The following is an 18,041-nucleotide window of genomic DNA, read 5'->3' on the forward strand; positions in this document are numbered from 1 at the left end:
TGATGCGGATGCAGCGGATGCAGCGGATTCTAGGGTGTTCGGCGCGTGCGTGCAGGGAGGCCTTACTTCACCTGATCGACGAACTCGTTGGTATAGGTCTTGGACAGGTCGATGTTCTTGCCCTTGATGTTGGGGTTGAAGCCGGCCATCACCTTCAACACCTGTTCGGGGCCACCGGCGGGCATCTTGCCGTCGGGCGAGTACATGGGCAGCGACGCCTTCAGAGCCTGCACGTAGATGGCCTTGTTGCCGCCGTAGTAATCCTTGGGCATCTTGTCGGCGATCTCTTCGGCCGAATGGGTCTGGATGTACCTGAGGGTCTTGACGAAGGCGGTGGCCAGCTTCTGCGACTCGGCCTTGTGGCTGTTCATCCAGGAGCGATGCACGTAGACGCTGGAAGCCGGATAGAGCCCGCCCAGTGCGGCGCGGGTGCCATCGACACTGCTCATGTCCACCAGCACCTTGGCCGCGCCCGTGGACAGCAGGATGGAGGTGGTCGGTTCGGTGGTCCAGGCCACGTCCACGCGCTTTTGCTTCATGGCGGCGATGAGCGTATTGCCGGCGCCGACCGGCAGCATCGAGTAGTCACCCGACTTCAGGCCAGCGCGGCTGGCCAGGTACTGGGCCAGGAAGCTGGAAGACGAGCCCAGCCCGGTCACGCCCAGGGTCTTGCCCTTGAGGTCGGCCATGCTGCGTACGCTGTCGGCCAGGTCGGCGCGCACCATTTCCATGCCGCCCGGCACCAGCAACAACTGGGTGATGGAGGTGACTTCCTTGCCCTTGCTCTGCAGGTCGATGGAGTGGTCGTAGTAGCCGACCACGGCCTGCACGGCGCCGGCCAGCAGCTCGTTCTCGGCATCGACCCCGGCCGGCTGCGACTGCAGTTCCACGTCCAGGCCGGCTTCCTTGAAGTAGCCCAGGCTTTCGGCCAGCTTGGGCGGCAGGTAGATGAGCTTGTTGATGCCGCCGACCATGATGATGATCTTGTCGGCGGCATGGGCCTGTGGCGCGGCCAATGTCAGGGCGCAGGCGGTGATGGCGGTGACGCCAGCGGCGATGAGGGTACGGCGTAAAGGGGTGGCGCGGGCTGACGAAAACACACGAACGGCGTGACGCATTATGATTGCCTCCTGATTATGGGTGGGATGGTCTGTCGCCATCTTCACTTTTTATTGATCTGCGGGCCTATTCTAAGAAGCCGAAACCTTCATCCAGCTTTCCAAAAAACGGCTTTTTTATTTGCAGCGCAACAAAAAAGATGCCAAAGAAACACGAGACTACCGCATGAAATTGCTCCTGATCGAAGACAATCCCCAGCTTGCCCACTGGCTGGAGCAGATTCTCAAGGAACACAAGTTCAAGGTCGATATCGCCGCCGATGGCGAGATCGCCGACCAGGTGCTGCGCGACGAGAACTACGATGTCGTGCTGCTGGACCTGATGCTGCCCAAGATGCATGGCAAGAACGTGCTGCGCCGCCTGCGCGAGCGTCACAACGGCGTGCCGGTGATGATCCTCACCGCCAGCGGCTCCATCGACGAAAAGGTGGAATGCCTGGGCGCCGGGGCCGACGACTATCTGGTCAAACCCTTCGAGATCCGCGAACTGGTGGCCCGCATCAAGGTACTGGTGCGCCGCCAGACGCCCGACAAGGCCGCCGAAATCCACTGTGGAGACCTGGTCTACGACAGCAACACGCGCCAGTTCGCAGTGGCCGGCACCACCCTGGCGCTGCCGGCGCGCGAGCACGACGTGCTGGAAGTGCTCATGCTCAAGCAGGGCAAGACGGTCTCCAAGACGGCGTTGATGAAGGGCGTCTTCAGCCTCTCCGAAGAACCCAGCGCGGACGCCATCGAAATCTACATCTCGCGCCTGCGCAAGAAGCTGGAACATTCCTCGGCCGCCATCATGACGCTGCGCGGGCTGGGCTACCTGTTGCGCCAGAAAGATGATTGACAGCCTGCGCCTGCGGCTGCTGTGGTGGCTGCTGATCCCGATGGCGGTCTATGTGGGCCTGTCCACCAGCGACGCCTACGACAACGCCGTCTCCAGCGCTACCCTGGTGCAGGATCGCGCCCTGCTGGCCTCGGCCCGCATGATGGCCGGCCAGGTCGGCTGGAACGACGGCGCGCCGGTGGTCTCGGTGCCACCGGCGGCGCTGGAACTGTTCGCCTCGCCAGCGCAGGATGCGGTCTATTACCAGGTACTGATGGATGACGACACGCTCCTGGCCGGCCGCCCCGACTTCCCCGCCCAACCCGACTTTGCGGCGCTCTACCCGGTCTATACGACCACCACCTTCGAAGGGCGGCCGCTGCGTGTGGTGAGCTATATCCGCGCCCTGTTCGACGAAGGGACGCTGCGCATGGTGGCGGTCTCGGTGGGCCAGACCATGCAGGGGCGCCAGCAGATGATCGACGACCAGTGGCACGCCTCGCTGCGACGCCAGATCGTATTGCTGCTGTTGGCCATCAGCCTGGTGGTGTTGGGCCTGACCATGGAATTGCGGCCTATCCTGGCGCTCAAGGACGCGCTGGCCACGCGCCAGCCCGATTCGCTCACGCCCCTGCAGGCTGGTGGCCTGCAGCAGGAACTGCGGCCCATCGTGGAGGCGATCAACCAGTACATCTTCCGCCTCAATGCCCAGGTCACGGTGCAGAAGCGCTTTGTGGCCGATGCCGCGCACCAGTTGCGTACGCCCCTGGCGGTGATCGACTCGCAGATCCAGTTCGCCCGCCAGCTCGACGATCCGCAGCGGGTGGCCCAGGTGCTGGCCTCGCTGCAGGAGGGCAGTCGCAGCATGACCGACCTGACCAACAAGCTGCTGTTGCTGTCGCAGGCCGAAGCCTCCAACGGCAGCGCCTTCCCGCGCGGGCCGGTGGACCTGCTGTCGGTGGCGGCAACGGTACTGGAAGAACTGGCCGGACTGGCCCTGAAAAAGAACATCGACCTCGGCCTGGAGACCACCCTGGAGCGTGCCATGGTCACCGGCAACGAAGCCCAGCTGGGCGGCATGCTGATGAATCTGATCGACAATGCCCTGCGCTACACCCCGGAGGGCGGCAAGGTCACCGTGGGGCTGGAGCACAGGCGCAAGGAGGTCATCGTCACGGTGACCGACAATGGTCCCGGCATCCCGGCTGAAGTGCGCGAGCGCGTGTTTGAACGCTTCTATCGCAATGCCCGCCCGGACCAGCCAGGCTCCGGCCTGGGCCTGGCCATCGTGCGCGAGATCGTGCAGGCCTCGCAGGGCGCGATACGGCTGGAAGTGCCGGCCATCGGCACCGGTCTGGTGGTGGTGGTCAGCCTGCCGGCCGTGGCTGCCCCGCCCACTGCGTCCTAGGCGCGCCAGCGGCAATACAAAATCCTGCAGCGCACATAAAACCTGAGCAAAAAGTATCACCGGCCTTCACGCTTTTGGCGTGGAGCGCCGCGCCCTGGGCTCGTACTCTTGGCCTGGCCGTCAGACAGGCTGTGTTCGCACTGCGCTATGTTCCCCGATGCGGTTGCGCGCACGCCGAGACACGTGACAGGTGATCGATAAAAAATATCAGGAGACAAATCGTGAACAGGTTCTACTTGGGCGCTGCGTGCGCCGTCCTTGGTGCTGCGCTGCCGCTGTCGGTATCGGCGCAGTCCTGCAACGTCCCCGTGCTGAAGGTGCTGGCCCAGAAGAGTCTGGGACTGACCGTGATGGAAAAATCGCTGGCCGATTACCAGAAGCGCAGCGGTACCCGCGTCGAGATCAGCTACTTCGGCGAGAACGACCGTCGCGCCAAGTCGCGCCTGGATGCCTCTACCAAGGCCGGTTCGTATCAGGTCTACTACGTCGATGAGGCCAACGTGGCCGAATTCGCCTCGGCCGGGTGGATCGTGCCGCTGCTGAAGTATTTCCCCAAGGAAGCCGACTATGACGACTTCCTGCCCGGCCGCCGTGCCGTGGCCAGCTACAAGGATGTGGCCTACTTCGCGCCGCTGATCGGCGGCTCGGACTTCCTCTTCTATCGCCGCGACCTGCTGGAGAAGGCCGGCCTGCCGGTACCGCGCACGCTGGACGAACTGGTGGCCGACATCAAGAAGCTGCATTCCCCGCCCAATGTCTATGGCTGGGTGGCACGCGGCCAGCGCGGCTCGGGCATGAACGTGTGGCGCTGGGCGCCTTTCATGCTGGCCCAGGGCGGCAGCTGGACCGACAAGAACAACCAGCCGGCCTTCAATTCGCCAGCGGCAGTGAAGGCCACGCAGCTCTATGCCGAACTCTTCAAGTACGCGCCACCGGGCGCGGCCACCTACGACTGGAGCAACGCGCTGGAAGCCTTCCGCTCCGGCAAGGTGGCCTTCATGATCGAGTCCACGCCCTTTGCCGACTGGATGGAAGACAGCAGCAAGTCCAGCGTGGCCGACAAGGTAGGTTACGCCCGTCCGCCTGCTCCCCTGCCCTCTGCCGCCTATGGCCACGGCCTGGCCATCTCGGCCGTCGGCGCCAAGGATGAATGCACGCGCCAGGCAGCCGGCAAGTTCATCGCCTTCGCCACCGGCAAGGAACAGGAACAGGCCCGCCTGCGCGAAAAGGTCTTCAGTGACTACAACCGCAACAGCACCGTCCAGAGCGACTACTTCCAGAAGAACGTCAAGCCGCAGATCCTGGCCGGTCTGAAGGACACCACCCCGGTCTCCAAGCTGACCATTTGGCCCAGCCCGCAATGGCCGGACATCGGCGACAACCTGGGCGTGGCGCTGGAGGAAGTGTTCACCGGCACGCAGAAGGACATTCCTCGCGCGCTCAACGATGCTGCGCAATATGCGCAGGATGCCATGGAACATGCGCGCAAATAGCGGCAAGCCAAACCTCGATCCCACCCCGAGCACCGTTCGGACTGAGTAGCGGCATGGCCGCGTATCGAAGGCGCAACTGTACTTGTCGCCGGTTCTTTGCTGAACTTGCACGACTGGCGCAGACACCGCGCGCCTTCGATACGGCCCTGCGGGCCTACTCAGGACGAACGGTCGCCAAGGAATCGGAACGTACTGGCGTGGCGCCGACGCTACGCCTCGCTTAGAAGAAGTCACCGCCGAGGCCCTATCCTTGGGTCGCGGCGGCTTCCGGAGTCCTGCATGTTCAATCGTGGAAAGACCTCGCTACCCTACCTGTTCCTGGGGCCCTCGCTGCTGGTGATGCTGGTGCTGGGCCTGGTGCCGACGGTGGCGGCCATCAATCTGGCCCTGAAGAACCGCGTGCTGCGCTATCCCGACAGCGACTATGTCTGGCTGCGCAATGTGGAAAGGCTGCTGTCGGACCGGCGCTTCCTCAACGCCATCGAAGTCTCGGCGATCTGGGAAGTGGTGACCGTGCTCGGCGCCGTGGTGGCGGGTGTGCTCATCGCCATCTATCTCTTCGAAAACGTCCACGGCAAGTGGCGGCACGCCATGTGCGTGCTGCTGATCACGCCGGTACTGCTGCCCCGGGTGTCGGCGGCCTTTATCTGGAAGTTCATGTATTCGCCGCTGACCGGCATCCTGGGCTGGCTGCTGGGACTGGTGGGCATCCATGACACGGCCTTCCTGTCCGACCCGGTGATGGCGCTGTACGCCGTGGCGCTGGTCGATATCTGGCAATGGGGCCTGTTCTTCGCCGTGATCGTGTTGAAGCTGCTGGAAACGCTCCCCCCTGAACCACTGGAAGCGGCCAGGTTGGACTATGCCCGCACCTGGCAGGTGTACGCCTACATTGCCCTGCCGATGCTGAAGGCCCCACTGATGAGCCTGGTCTTCATCAAGATGGTGGAGTCGCTGCGTTCCTTCGACCTGATCTACGTGATGACCAAGGGCGGCCCCGGCGTCACCACCGAGACGCTGGACATGTATGCCTATGCGCAAGGGATCGGGCTGTCCGGCAAGGTCTCGTATGCCTCCACCATGGCAGTACTGATGATGGTGGCGACCACGCTGATCTTTACCCTGATCTGGAAGCGGGTGAGCAAATGGGAAGACTGATCGCACGCTGCGCCGTCTGGGGCGTAGGTATCCTGCTGGTGTTGGTGGCGCTGTTCCCGCTGCTGTGGGCGCTGCTCAATTCGCTCAAGACGCTGCTGGACATCGTCACACCCACGCCGCGCTTCCTCTTTACGCCCACGCTGGAGAATTACCAGCAGGTCATCGGCAGCCCGGAAGTGTTGACCGGCCTGACCAACAGCGCCGTCATCGTCGGCAGCGCGGTACTGCTGGGCACGCTCATGGGCGTACCGGCGGCCTATGTGATTGCCCGCTATCACGTGCCGGGCAAGCGCGATATCCAGTTCTTCCTGCTGTCGCTGCGCTTCCTGCCGCCAGTGGCGGTGGCCATCCCGCTCATTGCGATCTGGGTCGACCTGGGTCTGTACGACACGCGCTTCTCGATGATCGTGACCTATCTGCTGACCACGCTCTCGACCATCACCTGGCTGTCGATCCCGGTGTTCCAGCGCATGCCGCGCGAGATCGAGGAAGCCGCCACCCTCGACGGCTACGGCCCCTATGCCGTGTTCTGGAAGATCGCCCTGCCCAATTGCGCCGGCACCCTGCTGGGCGGGATCATCTTCAGCTTCGTGCTGGTCTGGAACGAGCTGATGATCGCCCTGGCCCTGACCTCGTCGGCCAGCGCCACCCTGCCGGTGGTGGCCTCGGCCTTTACCTCGATGGGCCAGGAAGTGCCGTGGGGCGTGATCAATGCCTCTACCGTGCTGCTGGCGCTACCGCCCCTGATCTTCGTCGGCGTATTGAGCCGGCTGTTGAATTCCATGCTCAAAGCAAAATAGGAGACCCCATGCAAGCCCTCGTACTCGAAGCCACCCGCGAACTGAAGCTGCGCGAAATCGACCTGCCGCAACAGGTGGGACCGCAGGATGTACGCATCCGCATCCATACCGTGGGCATCTGCGGCAGCGACCTGCATTACTACACCCACGGCAGCATCGGCCCCTTCAAGGTGGAAGCGCCGATGGTGCTGGGCCATGAAGCCTCCGGCACGGTAGCCGAGGTCGGGGCCGAGGTCACCCATTTGAAGGTGGGCGACCGCGTCTGCATGGAGCCGGGCATCCCGCGCCTGGATTCGCCGGCCACGCTGCGCGGCCTGTACAACCTCGACCCGGCGGTACGCTTCTGGGCCACGCCGCCGATCCATGGCTGCCTGACCGGTAGCGTGGTGCATCCCGCCGCCTTCACCTATCGCCTGCCGGACAATGTCAGCTTCGCCGAGGGCGCCATCGTCGAACCGCTGTCCATCGGTCTGCAAGCCGCTACCAAGGCGCGCATGAAACCGGGCGACACCGCCGTGGTGATCGGCGCCGGCACCATCGGTGCGATGACGGCCCTGGCTGCCCTGGCCGGCGGCGCGGCGCGGGTGATCCTGGCCGACGTGGTGGCGGAGAAACTGGCGCACTTCGCCGGCAACCGTGCCGTCACCACGGTCGATGTGTCGCAACATTCGCTGGTGGACGTAGTGCGCCAGCTCACCGGCGACTGGGGCGCGGATGTGGTGTTCGAGGCCTCCGGCCATGGCGGAGTCTATCAGAGCCTGATGGACCTGGTCTGCCCGGGCGGCTGCGCGGTGCTGGTGGGCATGCCGCCGGAACCGGTGGCGCTGGACGTGGTGGCCATGCAGACCAAGGAAGTGCGGCTGGAATCGGTCTTCCGCTATGCCAATATCTTCCCCAGGGCGCTGGCATTGATCAGCTCCGGCATGATCAATGTGAAGCCTTTTATTTCACGCAAATTCCCCTTCTCGCAAAGCATCCGCGCCTTCGAGGAAGCCGCCAGCGGACGTCCCCAGGACGTCAAGATCCAGATCGAGATGGAAGGCTGACCATGGCTGACATCCACTGCCAGGGACTGGCCAAGCACTATGCCGGTGGCCCGCCGGTGCTGCACCCGCTGGACCTGCATATCGGCGACGGTGAATTCGTGGTCCTGCTAGGCCCTTCCGGCTGCGGCAAATCCACCATGCTGCGCATGATCGCCGGCCTGGAAGACATCTCCGGCGGCACCCTCGCCATCGGCGGCCAGGTAGTCAACGCGCTGCCGGCGCGGGATCGCAACGTGGCCATGGTGTTCCAGAACTATGCGCTCTACCCGCACATGAATGTCTACGACAACATCGCCTTCGGCCTGCGGCGGCTCAAGCGACCGGCCGCCGAGATCGACCGCCGGGTGCGCGAGGTGGCCGCCATGCTGAACCTGGACACCCTGCTGGAACGCAAGCCGCGCGCCATGTCCGGCGGCCAGCAGCAGCGCGCTGCGATTGCCCGAGCGATCATCAAGACGCCCTCGGTGTTCCTGTTCGACGAACCGCTGTCGAACCTGGATGCCAAGCTGCGTGCCCAGTTGCGCGGCGACATCAAGCGCCTGCACCAGCGCCTGCGCACCACCACTGTCTACGTCACCCACGACCAGCTGGAGGCGATGACCCTGGCCGATCGCGTGGTCCTGATGCAGGAGGGCCGCATCGTCCAGGCCGGCAGCCCGGCCGAGCTCTACCGCTACCCGCGCAACCTGTTTGCGGCCGGCTTCATCGGCACTCCGGCGATGAACTTCCTCTCGGGCGTGGTGCAGAGACAAGATCAGGACGTGGTCATCGACACAGCCCGTCAGCGCTGGACACTCAAAGGTGAAAGGTTTTCACGCCTGCGCCATGGAATGGCGGTAAAGTTGGCGATACGTCCCGACTACGTCCGCATTGCCGGCCAGCGGGACACAGCCGCCAGCCTGACCTGCCCGGTCAGCGTGGAACTGGTCGAGATTCTCGGTGCCGACGCACTGCTGACCACCCGCTGCGGCGAAGAGACGCTGACCGCACTGGTCCCTGCCGAGCGCCTGCCGCAAACGGGCGCGCCGCTGACACTGGCCTTCGATCAGCATGACCTGCATGTGTTCGATGTAGCAAGCGGAGAGAACCTGTCGCTGCCCGAGGGCACCCTGCCGGCCCCCTGGCATGACGACGGCCCGCATGGCAAGGAGACCAAGCATGAGTCCGGATCTGGAACTGGTGCATACCCGCCAGGACGAATCGTTCAGGGCCTGGGTGCATGACTACCCGCACACGGTGGCCAAATGGCACTTCCATCCCGAATATGAAATCCACGTCATCACCGCCTCCAGCGGCAAGTTCTTCGTGGGCGATTGCATCGACGATTTCGGCCCCGGCAACCTGGTGCTGACCGGCCCCAACCTGCCGCACAACTGGGTCAGCAACCTGGGGCCGGATCAGCACCTGGCGGGGCGCGATCTGGTGCTGCAGTTCTCGCGCCCCTTCGTCGAGCGCATGGTGGGCGCCATTCCCGAACTGGCCCCCTTGCAGGAACTGCTCGATGGCGCAGCGCGTGGTCTGCAGTTTCCCGATGCGTTGGGGATATCGATCACGCCGCTGATGCAGGAACTGGCACAGGCCAGTGGTGCACGACGCGTGGTGCTGATGATGTCGGTGCTGGAACAACTGGCGTCCTGCCCCGAGCGCAGGCCGCTGGCCGGCCCGGGTTACGACCTCAATGCCCAGCGCCACATGTCGTCCACCATCAACCAGGTGTTGTCCTATATCCGCCAGAATCTGGGCGGCAACCTGCGCGAGACAGATGTGGCCGAGCTGGCCGGCATGAGCGTGAGCAGTTTTACCCGCTTCTTCAAGCGCCATACAGGCTGCACCTTCATCCAGTACCAGAACGGCCTGCGCCTGAACGAAGCCTGCGAACTGCTGATGTGTACCGAACTGAGCGTGACCGAGGTGTGCTACCGGGTGGGCTTCAACAACCTATCCAATTTCAATCGCCAGTTCCTGGCCTGCAAGGGCATGCCGCCCTCGCGTTTCCGCTCGCTGCACCGGCTCAATGACGACGTCCGGGCAGTGGCCTGACCCCTACTCCGCAAGCAAAGGAAATTGATTTGAGCTATCTGGGCATCGACCTCGGCACTTCCGAAGTGAAGCTCGTCCTCACCGACGACGACTCCCGCGTCATCGCCACCACCGGCGCCAGGCTGCGCGTGGACAACCCGCACCCGCTGTGGTCAGAACAGGCGCCGCAATCGTGGTGGAACGCCACGCAGGACGCCATCGCCGCGCTGCGCACCGATGCCGCGCAGGCCTTCTCGGCGCTGCGCGGCATCGGCATCTCCGGCCAGATGCATGGCGCCACCCTGCTGGACCGCAACGGCAACGTCCTGCGCCCGGCCATCCTGTGGAACGACATGCGCGCCCACGCCGAGTGCGTGGAGCTGGAAGCACTGGTGCCAGACGCCGCCCTCATCACCGGCAATCGCGCCATGCCCGGCTTTACCGCGCCCAAGCTGCTGTGGCTGTCGAAGTACGAACCGGCGGTCTACCGTGCCATCGACAAGGTCTTGCTGCCCAAGGATTACCTGGGCTGGAAGCTGACCGGCGAGTTTGTCTCCGAGATGTCGGACGCGGCCGGCACGCTCTGGCTGGACGTGGCGCGACGCGACTGGTCCGAGCGCATGCTCGCCGCCACCGGACTGGACCGCAGCCACATGCCGCGCCTGGTGGAAGGCAGCGCCGTGGCCGGCCAGCTACGCGAGGAATTGCGCCGCGAATGGGGCATCGACGGCCCGGTGGTGGTGGCCGGCGGCGCCGGTGACAATGCCGCCAGCGCCGTGGGCATCGGCGTGATCCAGGCGGGCGACGCCTTCCTCTCGCTGGGTAGTTCGGGCGTCCTGTTTGCCGCCACCGCGCGGCACGCCCCCAACCCGCAACAGGGCGTGCATGCCTTCTGCCACTGCCTGCCCGGGCAATGGCACCAGATGAGCGTGATCCTGTCAGCCGCTGCCAGCCTGCATTGGCTGTCCGGCGTGGTCGGTCGCGAGGTGGCCGAACTGGTCGCCGGTGCCGAACACCTGAGCGCGACGCAACAGGCACAGGCGCCGATCTTCCTGCCCTATCTGAACGGCGAACGCACCCCGCACAACGATGCCAATGCCAAGGGAGTGCTGTTCGGCATGACACCGGCGCACGACGCCGCCCACCTGGCCTATGCCGTGATGGAGGGTGTGGCCTTTGCCATGGCGGATGGTTATGCAGCGCTGCAGGCGGCGGGTACCGTGCTGCAGAGCGCCGCCCTCGTCGGCGGCGGATCGCGCAGTGCATTCTGGGGGGAGTTGTGTGCCACGGCGCTGGGGATTCCCTTGCGGCGACATGCGGGGGCGGAAGTCGGCGCAGCACTGGGGGCAGCGCGCTTGGGGCGCCTGGCGCATAGGGGGGAGGATGTGGCGAAAGTCTGCGTGGCGCCGGAGATTCTGGAAGTGTATCAACCCGACCTCACAAAACAGACCCAGATAGCCCATAGATTGCAGCAGTATCGGAGTCTGTATGCAGCGTTGCGGGATGCATTTTCTACCTTCACGGCAGTGCGAACTTAGGCATGCCAGCAAGTAGAGGCGAAGATCCGCTCCTAGGCATCACTGCTCACTATCGGAGCCGTCCTTTTTCAGATCCGCAAACTTCCCTGCCATGGTCGGATTACCCCGCGTGAGCCGCTTGATCGTGACATCCTGCGCCTTGTCGTTGGCCAAGCGCAGGTTGCGGTCGGTGCCGAGCAGGGCTTCCTTGGTCTTCTGCAGATGGTCGATGGACTTGTCGATTTCCTCTATCGCGGTCTGGAAGCGGCGCGACGCCAGGTCGTAGTTCTTGGCGAAGGCGGCCTTGAAGGTATCGAGTTCGGATTCGAAGTTGGTAATGTCGATGTTCTGCGCCTTCACCAGCGCCAGCTCGGTCTTGTACTTCAAGGAATTGAGTGCAGCATTCCTGAGCAGGGTGATGATGGGAATGAAGAACTGCGGGCGGACCACGTACATCTTCGGGTAGCGGTGGAAGACATCGACGATGCCGGTGTTGTACAGCTCGCTCTCAGGTTCCAGCAGCGAGACCAGGACGGCGTATTCGCAGCCTTTTTCCTGGCGGTCCTTGTCCAGTTCCTTGAGGAAGTCTTCGTTGCGGTTCTTGGTGGCGGTACGATCGCTCTCGTTCTTCATCTCGAACATGATGGAGACGATCTCGGTACCCGCCTCGTCCGTATCGCGGAAGATGTAGTCGCCCTTGCTGCCGCTGCGGGCATCGTTGTCCTTCTCGAAGTAGGCGCGCGGGAAGGCAGTGGCACGGATACGATTGAACTCGGTCTCGCAGTGCTGCTCCAGGGTTTCGCCGACCATCTTGGTGGAGAGCCGCGCCTTCATGTCACGCAGGCGCTCGATCATGTCTTCGCGGTCCTTGATCTGAGTTTCGTATTTGTCCTTCAGTGATTTCTCGGCCAGCTGCTTTTCCAGTTCGGCGCGCACCAGGCTGCTCTTGAGTTCATCACGCTCTTTTTCCACCACGCCGACCGCTTCGTTGACGGCCAGTTTCTGGGTGATGGCAATGGATTCCATCCTGGCTTTGAGCGCCTGGATCTCGGCATCCTTTTCGCTGACGGTCTGCTGCAGTTGCTGGGCCAGGCGGGCCTCGGCCAGTTGCAGGTCGGACAGCTTTTCCTTTTTCGCCTGCTCCAGGTCATGGGCCAGCCGGTCACGTTCTCTTTCTACATTGGCCATGGCCTCGGCCACAGCCATCTTCTGGGCAAGCTCGCCGGCCTCCAGGCGAGCCTTCAATTCCTGGATTTCGGCATCACGGGCGGCGGCGGCCTTCTGCAGCTCGCCCTCGGCCCGGGCGCGGGCCAGTTCAATGGCGTTGCGCTTGTCCTGCTCGGCCAGTTCCAGACGTTCATGCAATTGCTGCTCGAAGGCGCTGTCACGAACCTGCTTCAGGATGTCGGCATAACCGGCTTCGTCGATCTTGAAGGCTTTTCCGCAGTGGGGGCAGATGATGTCGTGCATGAGGGTTCGTTTCCTTGTACTTTCCGAATGCCCGCTAGCTTAACGGATAGCGAATGGGGGCGATGAAGGGAAAATGGAAAACGGAAGCAGGAAAGCGAAAAGCCCGCACTAGGCGGGCTTTTCTGAATTTGGTGGAAAGTGCAAGGTTTGAACTTGCGACCCCTGCAGTGTGAATGCAGTGCTCTACCACTGAGCTAACCTTCCGTACCTGACCGGCTTTTTACTGCAGCGCCAATCGAGAGACAAGATTATGCCAATCTTTTTCACGGTGCGCAAGCGCTTGGTAAATAATTCTTCATTTTTATCGCCATGCAAAATCCTGCAGGCAGTCCGGCCACATTCTGTGGCCAGCTTCGCCGGCTCAGGCGGCTTCGGCGGCGGCCTCGGGTGGCGGCGGTTCGAAGCGCCAGACGCAACTGCCGCGGGCTTCCTTGTCCAGCTGATTGAGCACATCTTCGTGCAGGGCCAGTTCGTCTTCGCTGGCGGCCAGCACGATCACCTCGGACAGCGGGGCCAGTTCCAGCTTGCCGTCACCGGCGCTGACTTCTTCCTCCGTGCCAAGGTCCATGGTCAGCGAGTTCTGGCCTCGCGTCATGGAGAGATAGACCTCGGCCAGCAGTTCCGCATCCAGCAAGGCGCCGTGCAGAACGCGGTGAGCGTTGGAAATGCCATAACGGTCACACAGCGCATCGAGCGAATTACGACGACCAGGGTGCAGCTCCTTGGCCATCTGCAGCGAGTCCACCACGTCGGCGATGTGCTCCTTGAAGGGCGGCAAGCCCAGCAGGGCCAGTTCGGCATCCAGGAAGCCGACGTCGAAGGGAGCGTTGTGGATGATGATCTGGGCGCCGCGCACATAGTCCAGGAACTCGGCGGCGATCTGCTTGAAGGTCGGCTTGTCGGCCAGGAATTCGGTGGTCAGGCCGTGGACGGCCAGCGCACCTTCTTCGGAGTCACGCTCGGGGTTGATGTAGAAGTGCAGGTTCTTGCCCGACAACTGACGGTTGAGCACTTCCACGCAACCGATTTCCAGGATGCGGTTGCCGTTGCGCGGCGAAAGGCCCGTGGTTTCGGTATCGAGAATGATCTGACGCATGCTTGCTCCTGCTGGTGTTGATGCTGATACGAGTGTACTGAAAATCGAAGGAGGGTCGCCTACCGGATGCTGTCCACACCGCGGTTGGCCAGCTGGTCGGCGCGCTCATTGCCGGCGTGGCCGTTGTGGCCGCGTACCCAGCGCCATTCCACCTGGTGCTGCTGCTGGGCGGCGTCCAGCGCCTGCCACAGGTCGGCGTTCTTGACCGGTTCCTTGCTGGCGGTCTTCCAGCCGCGTGCCTTCCAGCCGTGGATCCATTCACTGATACCCTTCTGCACGTACTGGCTGTCGGTATGCACCACGACTTCGCAGGGGCGCTTCAAGGCATTGAGCGCCTGGATCACCGCCATCAGCTCCATGCGGTTATTGGTGGTGTTGGGCTCGCCACCAAAGATTTCCTTCTCCTGTCCACCAGCCACCAGCAACGCGCCCCAGCCACCACGACCAGGATTGCCCTTGCAGGCGCCATCGGAATAAATCTCTACTTTGTCCATGCTCTTCCATCTATTTGCTCGGGTGGGCGGGTCGCGATGATACCTGATCGCGCAGCACCAGCCGGTTTTGTCGGTGTCAGTCAGTCTTGTGAATGCGATTGGTCACCGGCACGCCACGCGGCGCCTTCAGTTTCTGCCGCTGCAGGGCCGGGCCGATCAGGCGCATGCCGGGGACGCGCTTGATCGCCTGCACGATATAGACCGCACCGAAGTAGGGCCACCAGCGGTCACCCGCCTTTTCCATGAAACCGAAGCGGTCCAGCCACTGGCTGGTCTCGCAAGGCGGGGCGTAGCAACCGAAGTGGCCGCGGTTGACTTCCATGTTCAGCAGCTTGAGCCAGTCCTTCAGGCGCGGCAGGCGGATGAATTCGCCGTCCTGCGGCAGGAAGTGCGCGCCGGTCAGGCGCCCCGCTGCCTGGCGCATGCCCCACAGGCTGCTGGGGTTGAAGCCGCAGATGATGACCTGCCCTTCCGGAATCAGCACACGCTCTACCTCGCGCAACACCTGGTGCGGCTCGGCGGCGAACTCCAGTACGTGCGGCAGCACCACCAGGTCCAGGCTCTGGCTGGCGAAGGGCAGTTCGCCGAAGTCGGGTGTGACGACCTGCGGCACTTCCAGCTCGGATTGACCTTCCACCGGCATGTGCTTGTCGGCCAGCCAGCGATACGGCATGCGGTTGGCCTGCAGGGCGTGGATCTGCGGAGAGCCGATCTGCACCGCGTTGAAACCGAAGATGTCGGCCGTCAAGGCATTGAGATGGTGCTGCTCCCACTGGCGCAGGTAATTGCCGATGGGCGTCTGCAACCAGGTGGCCAGGTCTATAATTTCGGGATTGCCAGCATTGTGGGCATGTTCAGCCTTGTCAGCCATCTCTTCTTTCGCGCCTCATGACCCAGCCAGCCAAGCCAGCTCAAGCAGATCAGAAAACTTCATTGGACGTCCTGGCCGTACCGGCGTTCGACGACAACTACCTGTGGATCATCCACGACGGGCGCTACGCCGCCGTGGTCGATCCCGGCGATGCCACGCCCGTACTGGCCGCATTGCAGGCCGAAGGCCTGACGTTGGCCGCTATTCTACTGACTCATCACCATGCTGACCATGTCGGCGGCGTGGTCGAGCTGGCGAGGCAGGCGGTGAGTGACGACTTCCCTGTCGTTCCGGTTTATGGTCCAGCACGTGAACAATCCCGCATCAAGGGGATCACCGTCCCGCTGCACGGGAACGAACAGATCAACATCGCCGCACTGGGCTTGCAACTGGAGGTCATCGAGGTGCCGGGTCATACCCTGGGTCACATCGCCTACTACACCGCGCAGCAGCAGATGCTCTTCTGTGGCGATACGCTCTTTGCCGGGGGATGCGGCCGGCTGTTCGAGGGCAGTCCGCAGCAGATGCTGGATTCTCTCGGGAAACTGGCCGACCTGCCCGCCGCCACCCAGGTCTACTGCGCCCACGAGTACACCCTGTCGAACCTGAAGTTCGCCGCCGAGGTGGAACCGGGCAATGCCGAGCTGGCGGCCCGCATCGTGCGCGAGCGCGCCCGCCGTGAGCAAGGTCTGCCTACCGTGCCCAGCACCATCGGGCTGGAGCGCGAGACCAATCCTTTCCTGCGGGCGAGCTCGCCGGAAATCCAGCATTCCTTGCAGAAGGCGGGCCGTTTGGCGCAGTTGGACGAAGTTAGCAGCTTTGCAGCGCTGCGCGAATGGAAAAATACCTACAGATAGACCGACGTTGGGGGAAAATTAGGGCGCAATTCCCTGCAAATCAAGGACTTGGCTTTGTAACAGGGACCAATTTTTACTTGACTGCGAAAAAGGGTCTTCCGTACACTCCTCCAATTCCCCAATTTGGGCACCAGCGTTTTTACGATTTTTTACGAACCGGTGTCCTCCCTGCACCACGCCGGGGAAACTCGCAGCTTCCGACCTTGCATTACCGTCAACCTGCACGCGACCGTGATCGGACTGATCCGGATCCCGCCGGCAGGAGGTGTCGAGCTTCAATCACAGCTCTGCAACGGAAGCGCCGCACGCAAACTTTTGCCTCTGGCACAGGATATCGCCCACATGCAGCGTACTTTGAAACAACTTGCCATTGCCGCCCTGTTCTGCGCTGGCACCCCGCTGCTCTCCTACGCCAACGATATCTCGATCTACCCCGCTCCCTTCAATGCGATCAATCCCGAACTGGCCGGCAATGCCCTGCCGGGGATGAACGACATCGACATCTGGACACGCATTCGCAAGGGCTTCGGGATTCCTGATCTGGACAATGCACTGGTGGAGAGCCAGACCCAGTGGTACAGCTCCCGTCCCGACTACATCCAGCGCACCACGGTGCGCGCTTCTCGCTATCTGTTCCATGTGGTGCAGGAGCTGGAAAAGCGCGGCATGCCAACCGAACTGGCGCTGCTGCCCTTCATCGAATCGGCCTTCAATCCGGAGGCATTGTCTACCGCCAAGGCGGCCGGCATGTGGCAGTTCATCCCCTCCACCGGGCGCGACTACAACCTCAAGCAGAACATGTTCACCGACGAGCGCCGCGACGTGCTGGCCTCGACCGATGCAGCGCTGACCTACCTGCAGAAGCTCTACGGCATGTTTGGCGACTGGCAACTGGCGCTGGCCGCCTATAACTGGGGCGAAGGCTCGGTGCAGCGCGCCGTGAACCGCAACCTGGCCGCCGGCCTGCCGATCGACTTCAACACACTGTCGGCGCAGATGCCCAATGAGACCCGCAACTACGTGCCCAAGCTGCAGGCGGTCAAGAACATCATCGCCAACCCGGCCAGCTTCGACATCGCCCTGCCCAAGGTCGATAACCAGCCCTACTTCGTGACCATCGGCAAGACCCGCAACATCGACGTCAAGGTTGCAGCGCAACTGGCCGAGCTGTCGCTGGACGAATTCAAGGCGCTCAATCCGCAGTTCAACCGCCCGGTCATCATCGGCGGCGAAGACACCAAGATCCTCCTGCCGGAAAGCAATGCCGAGAAGTTCAAGGCCAACATGTCCAAGTGGACCCAGGCCTTCTCGACCTGGACCGCACACACCGTCTCCAGCGCCCGCGAGCGCATCGAGACCATCGCCAGCAAGTTCGGCACGACCCCTGAAGTGATCCGCAGCGTCAACCAGATTCCGCCGCGCATGGTTCTCAAGGCCGGCTCCACCATCCTCGTGCCCAAGACCGAGGAAACCGCTGCGCTCGATACCGACCTGACCCCGGAAATCGCCGACAACGCCCGCCTGGCCATTGCTCCGGATGCGCCGGAAACCCGCCGCATCTACGTCAAGGCCGGCAAGCGCGACACCCTGGCCGGCATCGCCGGTCGCTATCGTGTGAGCGTGGCACAGATCAAGGAATGGAATGGCTTGAAGCGCGACACCCTGGCCGCCGGCCAGAGCCTGCAGTTGCACGTCCCCAATGTGGCCGCGCATGCCGCGCCCACACGGGTCGCCGCCAATCATCGTGCTGCACCGGTGCGCCGCCAGGTCGCTGCCGCCAAGGCACCGGTACGCAAGGCCGCGCCGGCGCCAGCCCGCAAGGTGGCCGGCAAGCCGCTCACCCTGGCCTCGGGCAACGGCGCACGCAAGCAATAATC

Annotated in this window: 16 protein-coding genes and 1 tRNA gene; 11 read left to right on the forward strand and 6 right to left on the reverse strand. The window is 63.2% G+C overall.

From position 1 onward, the window contains the following. Window positions 1-62 precede the first annotated feature (62 nt). Window positions 63-1,118, reverse strand: coding sequence for an ABC transporter substrate-binding protein (locus BTM36_RS24875; protein WP_077238357.1), 1,056 nt, complete (start codon window positions 1,116-1,118; stop codon window positions 63-65). A gap of 166 nt (window positions 1,119-1,284) precedes the next feature. On the opposite strand from BTM36_RS24875, the gene BTM36_RS24880 reads away from it, so the two are divergent. From BTM36_RS24880 to xylB, 9 genes are all read left to right on the forward strand, one after another. Continuing rightward, window positions 1,285-1,956, forward strand: a complete 672-nt coding sequence (locus BTM36_RS24880; protein ID WP_006462850.1) for a response regulator — start codon at window positions 1,285-1,287, stop codon at window positions 1,954-1,956. Beyond that, the gene (locus BTM36_RS24885; RefSeq protein ID WP_077238358.1) at window positions 1,949-3,343 is read left to right on the forward strand and encodes a sensor histidine kinase; all 1,395 of its coding nucleotides are present in this window, start codon (window positions 1,949-1,951) and stop codon (window positions 3,341-3,343) included. Before BTM36_RS24880 ends, BTM36_RS24885 begins: the two co-directional genes overlap by 8 nt. Before the next feature lie 221 nt (window positions 3,344-3,564). Beyond that, window positions 3,565-4,836 (forward strand): sugar ABC transporter substrate-binding protein, encoded by a 1,272-nt coding sequence (locus tag BTM36_RS24890; protein ID WP_077238359.1) that lies wholly within the window; start codon window positions 3,565-3,567, stop codon window positions 4,834-4,836. Between the two features lie 279 nt (window positions 4,837-5,115). Further along, window positions 5,116-5,994, forward strand: coding sequence for a carbohydrate ABC transporter permease (locus BTM36_RS24895; protein WP_077238360.1), 879 nt, complete (start codon window positions 5,116-5,118; stop codon window positions 5,992-5,994). Beyond that, window positions 5,982-6,794 carry a carbohydrate ABC transporter permease gene (locus BTM36_RS24900; RefSeq protein ID WP_077238361.1) on the forward strand — a complete coding sequence of 271 codons (813 nt, stop codon included), beginning with the start codon at window positions 5,982-5,984 and terminating at the stop codon, window positions 6,792-6,794. The genes BTM36_RS24895 and BTM36_RS24900 overlap by 13 nt, the downstream gene beginning before the upstream one ends. A gap of 8 nt (window positions 6,795-6,802) precedes the next feature. Further along, complete coding sequence (locus tag BTM36_RS24905; protein ID WP_077238362.1) at window positions 6,803-7,840, forward strand: NAD(P)-dependent alcohol dehydrogenase; 1,038 nt, start codon at window positions 6,803-6,805, stop codon at window positions 7,838-7,840. Between the two features lie 2 nt (window positions 7,841-7,842). Continuing rightward, window positions 7,843-9,063 carry an ABC transporter ATP-binding protein gene (locus tag BTM36_RS24910; RefSeq protein ID WP_077238363.1) on the forward strand — a complete coding sequence of 407 codons (1,221 nt, stop codon included), beginning with the start codon at window positions 7,843-7,845 and terminating at the stop codon, window positions 9,061-9,063. Further along, window positions 8,999-9,880 carry an AraC family transcriptional regulator gene (locus tag BTM36_RS24915; protein WP_077238364.1) on the forward strand — a complete coding sequence of 294 codons (882 nt, stop codon included), beginning with the start codon at window positions 8,999-9,001 and terminating at the stop codon, window positions 9,878-9,880. Before BTM36_RS24910 ends, BTM36_RS24915 begins: the two co-directional genes overlap by 65 nt. A 29-nt stretch (window positions 9,881-9,909) precedes the next feature. Then, window positions 9,910-11,397 carry a xylulokinase gene (gene xylB, locus BTM36_RS24920; protein WP_077238365.1) on the forward strand — a complete coding sequence of 496 codons (1,488 nt, stop codon included), beginning with the start codon at window positions 9,910-9,912 and terminating at the stop codon, window positions 11,395-11,397. 39 nt (window positions 11,398-11,436) lie between these two features. Here xylB and BTM36_RS24925 read toward each other — a convergent pair whose 3' ends face one another. The 5 genes from BTM36_RS24925 to BTM36_RS24945 all read right to left on the reverse strand — a co-directional run bounded on the left by BTM36_RS24925 (window position 11,437) and on the right by BTM36_RS24945 (window position 15,307). Continuing rightward, window positions 11,437-12,846, reverse strand: a complete 1,410-nt coding sequence (locus BTM36_RS24925) for a DUF2130 domain-containing protein (RefSeq protein ID WP_077238366.1) — start codon at window positions 12,844-12,846, stop codon at window positions 11,437-11,439. 129 nt (window positions 12,847-12,975) lie between these two features. Continuing rightward, window positions 12,976-13,050: transfer RNA gene (locus tag BTM36_RS24930), tRNA-Val, on the reverse strand. Window positions 13,051-13,207: 157 nt separating this feature from the next. Next, complete coding sequence (gene dnaQ, locus BTM36_RS24935) at window positions 13,208-13,942, reverse strand: DNA polymerase III subunit epsilon (protein WP_006464339.1); 735 nt, start codon at window positions 13,940-13,942, stop codon at window positions 13,208-13,210. A gap of 59 nt (window positions 13,943-14,001) precedes the next feature. Next, window positions 14,002-14,436, reverse strand: coding sequence for a ribonuclease HI (rnhA, locus tag BTM36_RS24940; RefSeq protein WP_077238367.1), 435 nt, complete (start codon window positions 14,434-14,436; stop codon window positions 14,002-14,004). A gap of 76 nt (window positions 14,437-14,512) precedes the next feature. Beyond that, on the reverse strand, window positions 14,513-15,307 hold the full coding sequence (locus BTM36_RS24945; RefSeq protein WP_077238368.1) for a class I SAM-dependent methyltransferase: 795 nt from the start codon (window positions 15,305-15,307) through the stop codon (window positions 14,513-14,515). A 62-nt stretch (window positions 15,308-15,369) separates the two neighbouring features. Between BTM36_RS24945 and gloB the strand changes: the two genes are divergently transcribed. Together gloB and BTM36_RS24955 are read left to right on the forward strand one after the other, a co-directional pair. Next, complete coding sequence (gene gloB, locus BTM36_RS24950) at window positions 15,370-16,164, forward strand: hydroxyacylglutathione hydrolase (protein ID WP_077238369.1); 795 nt, start codon at window positions 15,370-15,372, stop codon at window positions 16,162-16,164. Between the two features lie 342 nt (window positions 16,165-16,506). Further along, window positions 16,507-18,039, forward strand: coding sequence for a transglycosylase SLT domain-containing protein (locus BTM36_RS24955; RefSeq protein ID WP_006464343.1), 1,533 nt, complete (start codon window positions 16,507-16,509; stop codon window positions 18,037-18,039). Window positions 18,040-18,041 lie beyond the last annotated feature (2 nt).

Origin of the sequence: Herbaspirillum sp. VT-16-41, assembly GCF_001994935.1 — a bacterium.
Lineage (GTDB): Bacteria > Pseudomonadota > Gammaproteobacteria > Burkholderiales > Burkholderiaceae_D > Herbaspirillum > Herbaspirillum frisingense.

Bases quoted from the DNA above. Each gene is read 5' to 3' on its own strand.
- BTM36_RS24875 (WP_077238357.1), bottom strand. From the start codon at position 1,118: ATGCGTCACGCCGTTCGTGTGTTTTCGTCAGCCCGCGCCACCCCTTTA.
- BTM36_RS24880 (WP_006462850.1), top strand. From the start codon at position 1,285: ATGAAATTGCTCCTGATCGAAGACAATCCCCAGCTTGCCCACTGGCTG.
- BTM36_RS24885 (WP_077238358.1), top strand. From the start codon at position 1,949: ATGATTGACAGCCTGCGCCTGCGGCTGCTGTGGTGGCTGCTGATCCCG.
- BTM36_RS24895 (WP_077238360.1), top strand. From the start codon at position 5,116: ATGTTCAATCGTGGAAAGACCTCGCTACCCTACCTGTTCCTGGGGCCC.
- BTM36_RS24900 (WP_077238361.1), top strand. From the start codon at position 5,982: ATGGGAAGACTGATCGCACGCTGCGCCGTCTGGGGCGTAGGTATCCTG.
- BTM36_RS24905 (WP_077238362.1), top strand. From the start codon at position 6,803: ATGCAAGCCCTCGTACTCGAAGCCACCCGCGAACTGAAGCTGCGCGAA.
- BTM36_RS24910 (WP_077238363.1), top strand. From the start codon at position 7,843: ATGGCTGACATCCACTGCCAGGGACTGGCCAAGCACTATGCCGGTGGC.
- BTM36_RS24915 (WP_077238364.1), top strand. From the start codon at position 8,999: ATGAGTCCGGATCTGGAACTGGTGCATACCCGCCAGGACGAATCGTTC.
- BTM36_RS24925 (WP_077238366.1), bottom strand. From the start codon at position 12,846: ATGCACGACATCATCTGCCCCCACTGCGGAAAAGCCTTCAAGATCGAC.
- dnaQ (WP_006464339.1), bottom strand. From the start codon at position 13,942: ATGCGTCAGATCATTCTCGATACCGAAACCACGGGCCTTTCGCCGCGC.
- rnhA (WP_077238367.1), bottom strand. From the start codon at position 14,436: ATGGACAAAGTAGAGATTTATTCCGATGGCGCCTGCAAGGGCAATCCT.
- BTM36_RS24945 (WP_077238368.1), bottom strand. From the start codon at position 15,307: ATGGCTGACAAGGCTGAACATGCCCACAATGCTGGCAATCCCGAAATT.
- BTM36_RS24955 (WP_006464343.1), top strand. From the start codon at position 16,507: ATGCAGCGTACTTTGAAACAACTTGCCATTGCCGCCCTGTTCTGCGCT.